The 13,574-nt window shown below is 54.9% G+C and carries 14 protein-coding genes; 2 read left to right on the top strand and 12 right to left on the bottom strand.

What is annotated here, in order from left to right; translation table 11 throughout:
* Positions 1 to 19: 19 nt before the first annotated feature.
* Positions 20 to 1,114 carry an alkene reductase gene (locus tag EQG79_RS07635; RefSeq protein WP_129601001.1) on the top strand — a complete coding sequence of 365 codons (1,095 nt, stop codon included), beginning with the start codon at positions 20 to 22 and terminating at the stop codon, positions 1,112 to 1,114.
* A gap of 644 nt (positions 1,115 to 1,758) precedes the next feature.
* On the opposite strand, the gene EQG79_RS07630 is transcribed toward EQG79_RS07635, so the two are convergent.
* Genes EQG79_RS07630 through EQG79_RS07610 form a run of 5 tightly spaced genes read right to left on the bottom strand, consistent with a single transcriptional unit; the run spans position 1,759 to position 5,502 of the window.
* On the bottom strand, positions 1,759 to 2,475 hold the full coding sequence (locus EQG79_RS07630) for a LytR/AlgR family response regulator transcription factor (protein WP_129601000.1): 717 nt from the start codon (positions 2,473 to 2,475) through the stop codon (positions 1,759 to 1,761).
* 19 nt (positions 2,476 to 2,494) lie between these two features.
* On the bottom strand, positions 2,495 to 3,001 hold the full coding sequence (locus EQG79_RS07625) for a hypothetical protein (protein ID WP_129600999.1): 507 nt from the start codon (positions 2,999 to 3,001) through the stop codon (positions 2,495 to 2,497).
* 7 nt (positions 3,002 to 3,008) lie between these two features.
* Complete coding sequence (locus EQG79_RS07620; protein ID WP_129600998.1) at positions 3,009 to 3,476, bottom strand: hypothetical protein; 468 nt, start codon at positions 3,474 to 3,476, stop codon at positions 3,009 to 3,011.
* A 2-nt stretch (positions 3,477 to 3,478) separates the two neighbouring features.
* Positions 3,479 to 4,414, bottom strand: coding sequence for a Kelch repeat-containing protein (locus EQG79_RS07615; RefSeq protein ID WP_129600997.1), 936 nt, complete (start codon positions 4,412 to 4,414; stop codon positions 3,479 to 3,481).
* Between the two features lie 5 nt (positions 4,415 to 4,419).
* On the bottom strand, positions 4,420 to 5,502 hold the full coding sequence (locus tag EQG79_RS07610; RefSeq protein WP_129600996.1) for a sensor histidine kinase: 1,083 nt from the start codon (positions 5,500 to 5,502) through the stop codon (positions 4,420 to 4,422).
* 193 nt (positions 5,503 to 5,695) lie between these two features.
* On the opposite strand from EQG79_RS07610, the gene EQG79_RS07605 reads away from it, so the two are divergent.
* Entirely contained in the window at positions 5,696 to 6,331 is a 636-nt protein-coding gene (locus EQG79_RS07605; RefSeq protein ID WP_129600995.1) for a dioxygenase family protein, read from the top strand.
* A 184-nt stretch (positions 6,332 to 6,515) separates the two neighbouring features.
* Here EQG79_RS07605 and EQG79_RS07600 read toward each other — a convergent pair whose 3' ends face one another.
* From EQG79_RS07600 to EQG79_RS07570, 7 genes are all read right to left on the bottom strand, one after another.
* Entirely contained in the window at positions 6,516 to 7,673 is a 1,158-nt protein-coding gene (locus EQG79_RS07600) for a LamG domain-containing protein (protein WP_129600994.1), read from the bottom strand.
* A 177-nt stretch (positions 7,674 to 7,850) separates the two neighbouring features.
* Entirely contained in the window at positions 7,851 to 9,071 is a 1,221-nt protein-coding gene (locus tag EQG79_RS07595) for a hypothetical protein (protein WP_129600993.1), read from the bottom strand.
* A 167-nt stretch (positions 9,072 to 9,238) separates the two neighbouring features.
* Complete coding sequence (locus EQG79_RS07590; RefSeq protein WP_129600992.1) at positions 9,239 to 9,631, bottom strand: VOC family protein; 393 nt, start codon at positions 9,629 to 9,631, stop codon at positions 9,239 to 9,241.
* A gap of 533 nt (positions 9,632 to 10,164) precedes the next feature.
* Positions 10,165 to 10,476, bottom strand: a complete 312-nt coding sequence (locus EQG79_RS07585; RefSeq protein ID WP_129600991.1) for a hypothetical protein — start codon at positions 10,474 to 10,476, stop codon at positions 10,165 to 10,167.
* Positions 10,477 to 10,973: 497 nt separating this feature from the next.
* Positions 10,974 to 11,660, bottom strand: a complete 687-nt coding sequence (gene purQ, locus EQG79_RS07580) for a phosphoribosylformylglycinamidine synthase subunit PurQ (RefSeq protein ID WP_077920706.1) — start codon at positions 11,658 to 11,660, stop codon at positions 10,974 to 10,976.
* Positions 11,661 to 11,839: 179 nt separating this feature from the next.
* Complete coding sequence (locus tag EQG79_RS07575; RefSeq protein WP_129600990.1) at positions 11,840 to 12,772, bottom strand: bifunctional metallophosphatase/5'-nucleotidase; 933 nt, start codon at positions 12,770 to 12,772, stop codon at positions 11,840 to 11,842.
* Positions 12,750 to 13,493 carry a 5'-nucleotidase C-terminal domain-containing protein gene (locus EQG79_RS07570; protein ID WP_129600989.1) on the bottom strand — a complete coding sequence of 248 codons (744 nt, stop codon included), beginning with the start codon at positions 13,491 to 13,493 and terminating at the stop codon, positions 12,750 to 12,752. Before EQG79_RS07570 ends, EQG79_RS07575 begins: the two co-directional genes overlap by 23 nt.
* Between the last annotated feature and the right edge of the window lie 81 nt (positions 13,494 to 13,574).

Below are 13,574 nucleotides of genomic sequence, written 5' to 3'. Positions count from 1 at the left end.
TCACAACTGAATTAAACACATGGCACAAAAACTGTTTTCAGAAGCTCGTCTGGGCAATCTGACGCTGACGAACCACCTGGTTATGGCCCCCATGACCCGTAACCGGGCCACGGCCGATCACCTGCCGACCGACATCATGGCTACCTATTATGCGCAGCGTGCGTCTATTGGCCTGATCATTACGGAAGGGGTATCGCCTTCGCCCAACGGCGAAGGGTACGCGCGCATTCCGGGTATTCATAGTGCGGCTCAGGTAGCTGGCTGGCGGAAAGTGACCGACGCAGTTCATGCCGAAGGGGGTAAACTCTTTATCCAGCTCATGCATACCGGCCGGATCGGCCACGCCAGTCATCTGGTGGGTGATGCCGAACTGATTGCCCCGTCGGCCATTGCGGCTGCCGGTCAGATCTATACCGATACCGAAGGGATGCAGGATCACCCAACCCCCCGAGCCCTTACGACCGATGAGGTGAAGCAAACCATTCAGGAGTACGTAACGGCGTCGAAAAACGCGATCGAGGCCGGTTTCGACGGGGTCGAACTGCACGGCGCCAACGGCTACCTGATCGAGCAGTTCATCAGCCCCAACACGAACCAGCGCACCGACGAGTACGGCGGTAGCGTTGAGAACCGCAGTCGTTTCCTGCTCGAAGCGGCCGAAGCGGCTGGAAAAGCTATCGGGTTCGATAAAGTGGGGGTGCGGTTATCGCCCTACGGTGTGTTCAACGACATCCATCCGTATCCGGAAACCGACGAAACCTACCGGTACCTGGCCGAAAAACTGAATGCGCTGGGTATCGTGTACCTGCATCTGGTCGATCACGCGGCTATGGGTGCGCCCGCCGTACCGGCCCATATCGTTGACGACATTCGGACTCGTTTCACCGGCACGCTGATCCTGAGCGGAGGCTACGATGCGGAGCGGGCCGAAGCTGTTCTGGAAAGCGGTCAGGCCGATCTGGTGGCTTTTGGCCGTCCGGTCATTGCTAATCCCGATTTTGCGGAGCGGCTGCAAAGTGGTGCTGAGATGAATCAGCCTGACTTCAACACATTCTACACGCCCGGCGAGAAGGGGTATACCGATTACCCGGCGCTGGCAGCGGTAGCGCAGTAAGCTGTCCATAAACAACCATGAGTCATCCCTAATCTTGATGGGTTGACTCAAAAGAGCCTCCTTTCTTAGCTTTGCGCACCGACCACAACGCCAAAGCCGGAAAGGAGGTCTTTTTGTGGCCAGGTAAGGCCGAGTTAGGCATGGAGTCGCCCCGGTTACGGTTCTGGGAGAACTGAGAAACTATCGGGTAACGTAAGTCTGGTATATGATTTTCTACGCTCGCTCTTACAACTGGCGTGGTTTAGAATTGCTGTTTATGCAGCCATCTCGAGTGCGCTGATGCTGGCATTCGACCTCACCCAAGATTTGGGATTACTCCTGTTTACTGATCTATCAATTGCTTCGCGTGCCCTCTGTGCTGCCGCTTTTATTCAATCTTCTCGATCCTTGATGAGCTCCTTGTGCTGGTGCTCTAAATCCTGCATAGGTAGGGTAAGAACGTTGACTAAATCAGCTAATAGTACAAAACTGGTTTATGTTGTTATCGTTCAGTAAAACGCTGTATTTTCTGTACGCACTCTATAAAGTCATAGCAATCGAGGATTTGATTTTTCACATTTGTTTGCGTCTTGATCCAGTCAATGTACAAGTATCGTGCATTACCTAATCATCCCAAAAGTTAAGTTTACGAGGCTATCAGGGCATTAGCGGATACTGGACAAAGCCGTTTCCAGGTTACTACGGAAATTTCGACCAATAGGAATGTGGCTGGCATTCAGCAGTAACCGATTACGCTCAAGGCGGCTAATGCGCGACAGTGCCACGATAAACGATTTATGAACGCGTATAAATCGATTTGGTGGGAAAAGAGTTTCCATTGTTTTGATCGATCCTTTAAGTACGATATTGCCGGTATCGGTGTGGATGATGGCGTAATCTTTAAGCCCCTGGATGTAGGTCACGCTGTCGAGCGCCAGCCGGATGCGCTGCACCCCGCTCTTCACGAAAATGGTATCGGGCGATGCATTGACGGGCGACGCGTCGACCTGAATTTGCTGCGCTTTCAGGGCCATGAATTCACGCACTTTGTCTACGGCCTGCACGAAGCGGGGGAAGGCAATGGGCTTGAGCAGAAAGTCGATCACCCCCAGCTCGAAACCCTCGAAGGCATAATTCCGGTAGGCAGTCGTAAACACGGTGATGGGTGGGTTCAGCAGCGACTTCAGGAACTCGATGCCCGTTAGGTTCGGCATTTCAATATCCAGAAACAACACATCGGCGATCTCGGTGTTCAGGTACGTCAGGGCGTCGTAGGCGTTGCCGAATGAATGCACGTCGCCAATGCCCTCCAACCGGCTCAGGTAGTTGTGCAGGATCTCGCGGGCCAGCACTTCGTCGTCGACAATCACGCAGCGGAGCATGGTGTTTCCGGGGTACAGGTTAATTTACGACCCGGTTCAAGGTATAGCTCAGGTCGGCCGTTCCGATACGGAAATGGCGTTGCTGATCGAGTATAAACAGCACATCATCATCGCCTTTGAGCAGGTAGACCGATACGTTGGGCTTGTCGGCATCCAACTGATACACGATGGCGGTGGGGTCGGTGGGGGTACCCGTGACGATGGCCCATGTACCCTCGCGGGTGGCGGCCCGGTTTAGGGTACCTCGCAGCCGGTAGGTGGTAGGCTGGCCGGTGGCGGGATCCTGATACAAGGTCAATGCCCACTTCATTTTCCATTGGCCGGGAGCAATAGCTACTTTCCAGTCTTTGGCGATTTCGGCGCAGGGGAACCGCCCGTGAAATTCGCCCGTCACCGACGGCCCCTCGGGTATGGGCGTTCGGGACGTGGTTTTACCGGGTACGTTTGTTGGCCGGGCTTCCTGCGCGTAAATCGCGTTTAGGCTGACGATCAGGTACGGTAGTAGGGTAAGGAGGGTCGCTTTCATCAGTGCGTTAGCGTTTGTTTAGGGTGTAACTCCAGCCTGCATGACCAATCATCAGTTTGCCCTGTGGGTCGAGCAGGTGTAACAGGTTGTCGTCCAGTTTGACCAGACGGATGGTCGTGTCTGCCGGGCTGGTGCCTAACTGATAAACCGTCCGTTGCTGCGCGTCGCGAACCTGCTGCCATTGGCCTGTTTTCTGCCGGGTGGTGCCGCCGTTGGCAAAGCCCGTGGTGTTGGGCTGCGTTATACCGTAGGTGTAGTGAAGCAGGTACGCTGCCGGGGCCTGATTGCGCGGGTCGCGGCTGAGCGACAGCGTCCATTTGATAAACTCGCAGGAGGCATCGGTAGGAATACCGAGCCAGATGCGGGGGATGAGATCACAGGGCGTACTGGCCACGAATACCGATGGTTGGGGCGAGGGTCGTGTGGCCCCAACGAAGCTGATGGCCAGGCCAAGTAGCAGGATAATCTGTTTCATAGTTAGTTAGCTTGTAGTACCCAGACATCGTTGCTATAGACAAAGTCGGGGTGGGCGGTATCCTGCCCGCCGTATTTGCCGCCCGTCATGTATATTTTTCCGCGATGTGCGCAGGCGGCAATACCCCCGCGTGGCGACCAGGGTGCATTTTGCCCCTGCCAGGCACGTCCGTCGGCACTGACCAGCACCTGACTGCTGAACTGCCCGTTTCGGTTACAGCCCAATAGCCAGATTTTTCCGTCCAGGACCACGGCCGCATAGCCAAAAATAGACGCGCCCTTCACAATTTCGGGGGTTTCGAGCCGCCAGTTCAGCCCATCGGCCGACGACCACACATCGTTGTTGAGCAGATACAGCCGGTTGTTGAGCGTCACAACCTGGCTGCTGCTGCGTTTACCAAAGGGCAGGTTGTCTTTCACCCGTTGCCAGTGAACGCCGTCGGCCGAATTCCAGATGTCGGCAAATTGGGTTCGTTTATCTTCGCCACCAATGATCCAGATCTTATTCTGAAACACAAACGGATGGTAGAAAAACCGCTGAGGCAGATTCGAGCCTGCGAGTCGGTTCCAGTGCTTCATATCGGGGCTTTGGTAAATATCGGGTCGGAAGGTGTACCGGTCAATGTTGCCCGTGAAATGGCCGAGGCCCAGCATCGTGTTGTTAAAGGGCACATAATCCAGAAACGCCTGGTTGTCGATGGCGTTGCGCAGGGGCGACTTGACCCAGTGTTGCCCATCGGCCGAGAACCAGGTGCCATCGGGATGAAACGCCCAGAGGGTATCGTGGTGGCTAAACAACTGGAAGTTATAACTCTTCCTCCAGGGGCCTGCATCGAGTAACTTCGTCCAGGCGAAGGTGGACGGTACGCCCGGCCTGGGTACGTTCGTAGCCGCAACAAACAGCATGATCATCAGCAGGTAGCGTACGGGCGTAGTCATTGGTGTTAGTGGTTGGTGAACGAAATAAAGAGGGCCGCTTTGTAGGTGTCGGAACCTTCTTCAGTACGGAGCGTGTAGCGGCCCGGATACAGCAGCTCCAGCCGTTTGCGCAGGTTCGCCAGCCCAAAGCCCCCTCTGGTTTCGGCGGGTTGGGTGCCCGTGTAAACGGCCGGTTTGTTGTTTTCGACGGTGATTTCAACGGTGGTTGGGTTGAGCGTCACGGTACTGTGTAGCCAGGCTTTGCCAGCCTGCCGGCTCACACCGTGCTTGAACGCATTTTCAACCAGCGGCAGCAGCAATAGCGGGGCAATCTCCTGCCCGTTGGGGTGCCCATCGATGCGCAGGGCTACGTCGGCCTCGCCACCGCACCGGATTTTTTCGAGGTCGATATAAGTCTGGATGTACTTGAGTTCCCGTTCGAGCGGCACCGTCAGCTCGTCGCTGTCGTAGAGCATATACTCCATCATGTCGGAAAGTTTCAAGACCATTTCGGGAGCCAGATCCGACTTTTTAAGCGTCAGAGCGTAGAGACTGTTCATCACGTTGAACAGAAAGTGCGGGTTGATCTGCGCCCGCAAGAAGTTGACTTCGGCCTGTAACTTCTCGACCGTAATCTGCTGTAATACTCGCTGCTGCTGGTACCAGTCGATGCTCAGTTTGAGCGGCACCATCAGCCCCAGGTACCAGAGCGTGCTGAAGAAATTATACGAGAGCGTTTCGAGCCAGTCGCGGCTACGCGTGGGGGCAATCACGTACCCATAGAGAATATAGTCGTAGAAGGCCTGCACGAGCAGATACCCCAGAATAGCCAGCAGGACGAGCGAAAAATACCGGACATAACGCCCCGCCAGCAGGTAGCGAGGGAGCAGGTAGTGAATATTGAGGTAGGCAATGGCGATGAGCAGCACCACCCGCACCACCACACAGGCAACGAAATAGGGTAGACCCGCCTTGTAGATCAGGTAGCGCTTTTCGTACAGGAAAAAGCCCGTGATCAATACCCAATAAGCCGTATGTACCAGCGCGTATTTGACGGTGGTGGTGCGGGTGGTGAGCGGAATGGTGATGCGACGGTCCAGAAAATCCATATGCGGGGGCCGGGCTTGACGAAACCCGCTGTAAATGAATTGAAAAGGCCGGTACGCTGAAAATTTTATCGACCAACAGCGCAAAAAGTAGAGGACGGGAAGGGGTATTTTCGCAGGTCGATTTTTCGGGTCGTTGCTCTACTATTTTTTTGTCTGCCGGTGGGTATTCGTTGCTTTACCAAAAAAACAAGCCATGAAAAATCAGGTATGTACGTTGCTGGTCGTTCTGCTGCTGGTTGCACTGAAGGCCCATGCACAGGATAAACAAGTAGGTGGCCCCTGCGAGGGCTGCGAAGCGATTCACGAAAGTCCGGTACCCTTCGACAAACTGGACATGTTAGCCAAACTACCCGACGCCACCTGGACGGGTAAAAAGCCGCTGGGCATCAACGGGATTGTGTACAAAGCCGACGGAAAAACACCGGCGCCTAATGTTATTCTCTACGTGTACCACACCGACGAAACCGGCCATTACGTGGCCAAAAAAGGCGCAACGGGCTGGGAACGGCGGCACGGCTCCCTACGTGGCTGGATGCGCACCAACGAGAAAGGCGAGTACAAATTCGTGACCCTACGCCCGGCCCCGTACCCCGGCTACAGCGACCCGGCGCATATCCATGTCACGATCAAAGAGCCGGGCCTCACCGAATACTACATCGACGAATTCGTGTTTGACGACGACCCGCTGCTTACGCCCGCCAAACGGCAGAAACTGGATAATCGGGGTGGCAGCGGCATTCTGAAACTGATAGACGCAGGCAACATGTACAAGGCCGAGCGCCACATCTACCTCGGCCGTAACATTCCGAACTACCCCGTACACCCATAAAATAACGGGTTCTCTAAGCCTTGTTTCTACCCTCTGGAAACCTAAACAATGGTCTTCAGCCTGGCGAAGGGCTTATCGGGGTTGCCTATGTTTTATTGGGGCTGTCAGCTATCCACCGATCACCGATAGGGATCAGTTGGCTACTTTTTCAAACCAGAAGGCCCTCGTATGGTGCGATTACCCTTTACTTCAGAATGGTTACCCCTTCCAGGTGCTCTAGCCTGGCCATAATACCCCAGCCGTAGAAATTGTTCGCCACGGCTATCAGCAGTTCGTTTTCGCCCTGCTTGAGGTGAATCGGAAACTGCGAATTGTCCAGCGAAATACGCCCGTTGGGGCTTTTTCGCATACCCTGAATGTAGTTGTCTTTGTCTACATAGACGGGTACGCGATTCAGATACACCCACACCTCGTCACTAAAGCCCAGTTTCAGCATCTGGCTTTGCGCCTGTTCGGCTTTGAGGGTCGCCTTGAGCCACACATACCGGCGGTTGGGATCGCCCCCAAATTTTCGGGAGAGGTTGACCAGTCCACGTCGCTCGGCCGATATATGCTCGAATTCAGCTCCTGGCTGGGGTAAATTCTGCGAGGTAATTTCGGTGCCCACCGGCAAACTGGCTGGTTTCGTAACCTGCCAGTGCCTGAGGTAACGGGTGTCGTGCCGGGTCAGATCGGCACCAGCGGAGGCCATGAGGCCTTCGGTATCGATCGTTACGGTAAGGTTGGCGAATACGGTTTCACCCGGAAAACCCGTGGATAGGCCAATCTGCCCTTCCGAGGTGTTGCCCTCCAAAGCTGGTACGTCCAGAACGGGTTCGGCCAGGTTGTTTACATAGACCCGAAGCTGCGCCCCATTTACCACCAGTTTCAGGTGGTTCCAGTCGTTGATTTTCAGGTTGCAACTGGTTTGGTACTCGTGGGCCAGATCCCAGAGGTTGACCCCATTGACAACGGCTGCATACTGCACCGCATCAACTGCCTGTGGCCGGTTCGATGCCCCCGTTCGCAGGTACACATGCTCGGCATTATTCCCTTTCCTCCGAAAATAAACCGCCGGGAACGGAGACGCCTGGTTTACCTCGACATCGAACTCGATGGTGCCATTGCTGAAAACGTAATCCTTCAAAAATACCTCGCCTGAGTTTGGGTTCAGCTTAATGGCTTTTGTGCCCTTGTGGTCGATAAATTCGACCTTGCCGGCCTGATGCTCCCAGTTGTCCGGGCTTAGGTCGATGATCGGACTGGACGTGGCCGATGTAGGTTTGGGCGTCTTTTTTTTGGTTTGCTGCCCCCAGACGAGCGGGCTACAGATCAGCAAAAACAGGGTTAGTGAGTTTCTCATGGCCTGACTTGATTTTGGTTTGCTCAAAACTGTTATCAGGCCTGTTTTTGCCCAAACCAAAGCAGTATCAAGTTCGTGCAACTTCATGCCACGTGCTTCTGCAACTTGCGTAACAAACAAGTGTCAGATAATCAGTGAATTATTGCCCAGTCGGCTAACTGGCTGCTCTCTCAAACCTTACCGGATTATGACGGGGCCTTTTTCGCCCACAAACCAGGTTTTTCCTATTTCGGCAGCTCCCTGAAACCGGTATTGCACCCCTACGATTCGGGCCGATGGGTTTTTTGCCGTTATGGTTTTAGCCAGTTTCCCGTTGACGAAAAAGCTCACTTTTTCGCCTGAGCCTACCACGTTTAACCTGGTGACGGTGTTCATATCCGTGCCGAAGCCTGAAAGATCATCCTTGGCGGCTTGGGTGTAGTTGCCCAATCCGATTAGCTCGATACCACCCACGCAGGCGGGCGAACACAGGGGAATGATAATGATATCGTCAACACACTGAATCAACACCTGGCAAAACTGGCAGGGGTTTGAGCCGTTCAGATCCAGCGATTTCAGGCTGGTTTCGAATTGAAAGTTGTGGGTATAGATCGGGCCGAAGTTATTCTGGTTGAAAAACCGGACTTTAGGCGGCTGGGGGCTATCCGACAGATGATGTTGACGGAGTAGATCGGTAGAAATCCGCACGCTGCTATCGGTCAGCAGCTCTTGTTTCTGAAAGTAAAAAGGCTGGTTTTCGTTTTCGATCAGCCCCAGCCAGCCATCCGTAGCAATCTGAATATCATGGGTTTTGACAACCTGGTTACCAATGATCAGTTTCGACCGGAAATATCCCGGATAATGATACAGGGCCGAATGGTACTTCCCGTTGGCCGGTACCTGGGTTTTACGCCTGACATCCCACGTCTGGGCGATAAATACCGAATCATCACCAGCCGCTACGGCATCGTAACTAAAAACAACGGAGTTGGGCAAGTCCCTGGTTAAGACCTTGTTGGCGGCAAACCGGAATAACGTCGGGTCGTAGGGTTTTCGGGTATTGTGCAGGAACAGCAGGGATACAATGGTCAAGGTCGACACGGCCAGCGCAGCCGTTAGCCAATGCCTGTACGAACGAGAAACGGCCGGTTTAGGCGGGTGAATGTCGGGAGCCATGGTGTCGGTTTCTCGGTGTGAAAACGTTCGCCAACTGTCGTAACCGGCAAATTGGGCAAGGGTGTTCAGGGTAACGGTGGTGGGGGTATGATTCGATTTTATACGTCCCCAAACCCGTTTCAGCGTAGTAGAGCTAAGCTGCACATGGGTTGCCTCGAAAATCTGCTGACTTAAGCGGTCAAAATCGAAACTACTCCAGCTTGCCGCCGACCCCCAGTTGAGCTGGCTTTCGATTCGGCTCAAAAGGTGAGTTAAGTTACTGATGTCTTTCCTGTCCATAGTACATCAACGGATTGATGCGACGCCCGATGAACTGTAATACTAACCTACCCCGGTCTGTTTTGCAAACGGGTATGCGCGCATGCTCAACGCCCGGTTACGGGAGCGATTGCCGCGCTGGGACGTTAGTTTTATTGTTGTTCGCCGTAACAGTAGCAGAGGCCGTCGGGGGCCACTACGAAAAAGACCTTCCAGACCGTTTCGCCGTATTTCTGGTAGTCATAGGTAGGCTGTTCCTGCGGCAGTCCGTTTGTTTTTAGTTCGGCGAAGGCGTTGTCAAGGTTGTCTACGGCGAAGAAGCAGCCATCCTGCGTGGGGTCACCGCCGTTTTCGGCCAGACCGATCTGAATGGTGTCGCGGGTAAGGGTAGCTGCTTTATGGGGCGTATCGCTACGTGATACGAGCTGGAAACCCAGGGTGTCTGTGTAGAAAGGCAGGGCCGTATCGACGTCGGCAACGGGCAGGTTCATCGGGCTCTGCTGGTAGGGCCAGGCCTGGGAAATGGTGGCTTTGGACTGGGTCATATGGTGGTTTTCAGGATAAATGGATGGTGTTCTCTGTTGCCAGGGCCAAACGTGTCTGGTTAAGCTGCTGGTTCGTTTTTCGGCTCGCACTCCATAGCAGCAGGTATCCGGCGGGGTCCTTTACCCGCATTTCGCGCATATTCAGGGTTTATTGGTGAGAGGCATCACGATAACGGCCCCTTTGGCCCTGATCGTCTCATAATAGCTATCCACATCGTCGACCGTGATCGAGAGCCAGGTGCCCATGACCTTTCAGACAAAAGAACAGTTCGACCTCGTCTTTCACGACACCCCCGAAACTGGGCTGGGTTTCCCACTCCTAGTGTGCTTGAGACCCAGTACGTCGGTGTAATACGCCAGGCTGCGGGCTACATCGGTAGAGTAGAGGGACGGCTTTGTTGACTGTCATCCGTGTTTGTGTGCAGAGGTGGTTAGGCCCGTTCCCGGTTTGCTCAGGCAAGTTTAACCCCCGCACAACGTAATCTTTTTACGCTGAGTGGGGCTTGCTGTACTTTTTTTCATTAGAAGAAGGCCTAAACGCAGTTGGAGTCGGGAAACTCCACCGCCCGATTGGGGTCTTTGTCTGCCGAATCAAACACGCCATTGGTCCTCAATAAACTGGTAAGAGGCTTACCGGAGGCCGCCATCTCGTCGATAGCTCCAGCTGGTTTAAGCTGATCTGTGACCGATACCAGTGGGCGGCAATCGCGCCGGCGGCCCGGTTCACCTTTTTTCGATGGCACCAGCCCACCCGGCTTCAGCGCAAGCGTAAAGTCGATCTCCGCCGGGTTATGGATGCATGGTATAGCTCCTGCGAAGGAAACGTAGCCACTCAAAGGTCTCATTTTCAGGTAACCTGAGGTCGACTCCGGGCTGCCGATGGTCATGAGAGCGATGGACCGGCGGCTGTAGCCTTGATCGGAACAATTTTGTGAGGTGCTGGTGATCGACTGGAAAATGGCTGGTAATCAAGGCTACAATCGAGTTATTACAGATTCGTTTGCGGCCTGAAGTCCGATGTTGAGAATGCCTTCCGCCCAGCGTCGGCAAAAACCTTCGTTCCGGTAGCAAAGCTGCACCGGCGGACCGGCTGGAGCGTGGAACGAAGTATCGGGTGGACTAATTTCTTCCGGCGCCTGGCGAAAGCTGCGAATACGCGTTTAGGTCGTCCACAAGCTGGCTTTCCCTGGCTAATAGTCAACACATATTATCGCGATTTCACAGTTAGCCCCTCAGTACGTTCTGAAAAGGCCTCCTTTCTGGCTATGGAATCCTGGTGATGCCAAAGCTAAGAAAGGAGGCCTTTTTATGCCAGGACCCTAAAATTGGGGATGACTCCTGTTTAAGCCAGAACGACTTTGAGCATCTGTTCCAGAATAAGCCGCCCGTCGGTATTACCCAGGATGGGATCAGCCGCCCGTTCGGGGTGGGGCATCATGCCGAATACGTTTTTCCGGTCGTTGGTTACGCCGGCAATGTTGTCGAGGCTCCCGTTGGGGTTGGCCGCATCGGTAATGTTACCCTGTTCATCGCAGTAGCGGAACAGGATCTGCCCGTTGTCGGTCAGCGCTTTGAGCGTGTCGGCATCGGCAAAGTAGCGACCCTCGCCGTGGGCCATCGGAATTTTATAGGCCCGGCGTTCCAGATCGGCCGTGAGCAACGCATCGGTCGACTCCGGCTTGAGGTAAATGTTTTTGCAGATGTACTGCTGGTTCGTATTCCGGAGCAGCACCCCCGGCACCAGGTTGGCTTCGGCCAGAATCTGGAAGCCGTTGCAGAAACCAATCAGGTAACCGCCCCGGTTGGCATGGGCAATCACCTCGTTCATGATCGGCGAAAACCGCGCGACGGCACCCGTACGCAGGTAGTCGCCGTAGGAGAAACCGCCGGGAAGTATAATAAAATCGCAGCCCTGTAGGTCGTGGTCTTTGTGCCAGAGCTTGACAACCTGCTGGTCCATCAGTTCAAGAGCGTCTACCGCGTCCTGATCGCAGTTAGAGCCGGGAAATACAACAACGCCAAATTTCATGGACGAAAAAGCGAAAGAGTGAAGGAGTAACCAGGCGCGGAAGCAGACCGGCAGCGGCCCTGATTGCTCGGTGGCCGGGTTACCCGTTGATGATACAAAGATACGAACTTAGATGCTGTTTAAGGCAATCAGGCGGCCCAAAAGGCTATGCTTATACGGAGTAGCCCGTGCCTGGTAACTCAGCCTTTCACTGCTACGGACTGACCCGATGCCGTTACTTTTCCTTTCTCGAACGTGAGGTCAATCCGGCCCAGGTTAATGCCGGCAAAACCGACCTGATTGATCCAGACGGGCTGCCCATCGCGGTTGTTGACCTGCACGGGAGCCTCCAGGAACGTATGGGTATGGCCACCGATGATACCGTCGATATGGCGCGTCTGAGCCGCCAGCACGTTATCCGAAACCGTTGGGCCGTCGTACTTGAACCCCAGGTGCGACAGGCAGATGACATAATCGCATTTTTTGTCATTGCGCAGGGTAGCCGCCATGTCGTTCCCGATCTCGATGGGGTCGAGGTATTTCGTTTCGCGGTAAGCGTCTTTCGGGATGAGCCCCTCCGGCCGGATACCGAGGCCGAAAACACCTATTTTGACGCCCTCTTTCGTGAAGATTTTGTAGGGCATGGTGCGGCCATCCAGGACGGTGTTTTTGAAGTCATAGTTGGCAATCAGCATCGGAAACGTAGCCTTGCCGAACTGGGTCACCATATTGTCGATGCCGCCGTCGAAGTCATGGTTGCCGATGGTACCAGCGTCGTAGCCGAGCTGGTTCATAGCCAGTATTTCGGGTTCGCCCTTGTACAGATTGAAGTAGGGCGTTCCCTGAAAAATATCCCCGGCATCGAACAGCAGCACGTTGCGGGGGTGGCCGTCCACCTGCTCCTGCCGAATGGCCCGGACCAGCGTTGCGCGCCGGGCCACGCCACCGCGGCCGGCATTCCGGCTGCCATCCATGGGGAAGGGGTCGAGCCGGCTGTGTACGTCGTTGGTATGCAGAATGGTCAGCGTAGTGGGGCCGCGCCGGGCCAGGGCCTCGGGGGCTACCGCGCCAATGACGGCGGTGGTGCCGAGCAGCTTCAGAAACTGGCGTCTATTCGACTGTAAAGCGTCCATCAGATGTAGGAGTAATAGGTTGACCCGACTTGCCCTGCTGCCGAAAATAATCGATCAGGGTATCGCGGATGAGGTAGGTAAGTGTTTCGCGCCTGACCGGATTTCTCAGGAAGCCGGTGTTGTCGCCCCCGTCGGCCACGTAATCGCTCATGGCTACGGTATAGGTTTCGTTCGGTTGCAGGGTTCGGCCGTTGGTAAACGCAACGTCGTGTACCTGCCCCCCCCGAATTCTGGCCCGCAGGCCACCCATCACCAGTTTGTCGCCTTTCGCAAAATGGTCGAGCAGTTGCTGGAGCATGGTGCCCGTAACTGTCATGATAACCAGCTGGTTGTCGAACGGCATCACCTCGAAGATCGAGCCGGTAGTGATATTGCCTTCGGGCAGATTGTTCCGGATACCGCCGTAGTTCAGGTGCGAGCAGTCGATGGGTTTGCCATAGCGCAGGCTGGCCTGTTGCAGCAGCGCGTCGGTAAGCAGATTGTTGAGCGGGGCGCCGGGCGGGCCTTTCTCGATCCGGCCCGTTGACCGGGTCAGCACTTCGTTCATGCTGCGATCGAGGCCCTGGCGGTACGGAAGCAGAAAGCGGGCTACGCTGCTGTCGGCCGGAGCACTTGCCGAGTCAATACCGATTCGGCGGGCGGTTCGACTGGTCAGGTGGTATCCCCCCGGCTGGCAGGCCGACAACCCGGCCAGGGTAATCAAAACTAGGAGTTGCTTCATGATGGATGTAAAGATAACGAAACGGGTCCAGTAGCCACAGCCGCTAATGTAGGCCGGCAAACCCAGCCAAGTGGGCGTAGC

Source organism: Spirosoma sordidisoli (assembly GCF_004138325.1).
In the GTDB taxonomy this organism is placed as follows: Bacteria; Bacteroidota; Bacteroidia; order Cytophagales; family Spirosomataceae; genus Spirosoma; species Spirosoma sordidisoli.
The sequence above is the reverse complement of the archived record's forward strand: the minus strand, read 5'-3'. Positions and strand labels throughout refer to the sequence as shown.

Coding starts and splice junctions, on each gene's coding strand:
- EQG79_RS07635 (WP_129601001.1), top strand. CDS start 20: ATGGCACAAAAACTGTTTTCAGAAGCTCGTCTGGGCAATCTGACGCTG.
- EQG79_RS07630 (WP_129601000.1), bottom strand. CDS start 2,475: ATGCTCCGCTGCGTGATTGTCGACGACGAAGTGCTGGCCCGCGAGATC.
- EQG79_RS07625 (WP_129600999.1), bottom strand. CDS start 3,001: ATGAAAGCGACCCTCCTTACCCTACTACCGTACCTGATCGTCAGCCTA.
- EQG79_RS07620 (WP_129600998.1), bottom strand. CDS start 3,476: ATGAAACAGATTATCCTGCTACTTGGCCTGGCCATCAGCTTCGTTGGG.
- EQG79_RS07615 (WP_129600997.1), bottom strand. CDS start 4,414: ATGACTACGCCCGTACGCTACCTGCTGATGATCATGCTGTTTGTTGCG.
- EQG79_RS07610 (WP_129600996.1), bottom strand. CDS start 5,502: ATGGATTTTCTGGACCGTCGCATCACCATTCCGCTCACCACCCGCACC.
- EQG79_RS07605 (WP_129600995.1), top strand. CDS start 5,696: ATGAAAAATCAGGTATGTACGTTGCTGGTCGTTCTGCTGCTGGTTGCA.
- EQG79_RS07600 (WP_129600994.1), bottom strand. CDS start 7,673: ATGAGAAACTCACTAACCCTGTTTTTGCTGATCTGTAGCCCGCTCGTC.
- EQG79_RS07590 (WP_129600992.1), bottom strand. CDS start 9,631: ATGACCCAGTCCAAAGCCACCATTTCCCAGGCCTGGCCCTACCAGCAG.
- EQG79_RS07585 (WP_129600991.1), bottom strand. CDS start 10,476: ATGAGACCTTTGAGTGGCTACGTTTCCTTCGCAGGAGCTATACCATGC.
- purQ (WP_077920706.1), bottom strand. CDS start 11,660: ATGAAATTTGGCGTTGTTGTATTTCCCGGCTCTAACTGCGATCAGGAC.
- EQG79_RS07575 (WP_129600990.1), bottom strand. CDS start 12,772: ATGGACGCTTTACAGTCGAATAGACGCCAGTTTCTGAAGCTGCTCGGC.
- EQG79_RS07570 (WP_129600989.1), bottom strand. CDS start 13,493: ATGAAGCAACTCCTAGTTTTGATTACCCTGGCCGGGTTGTCGGCCTGC.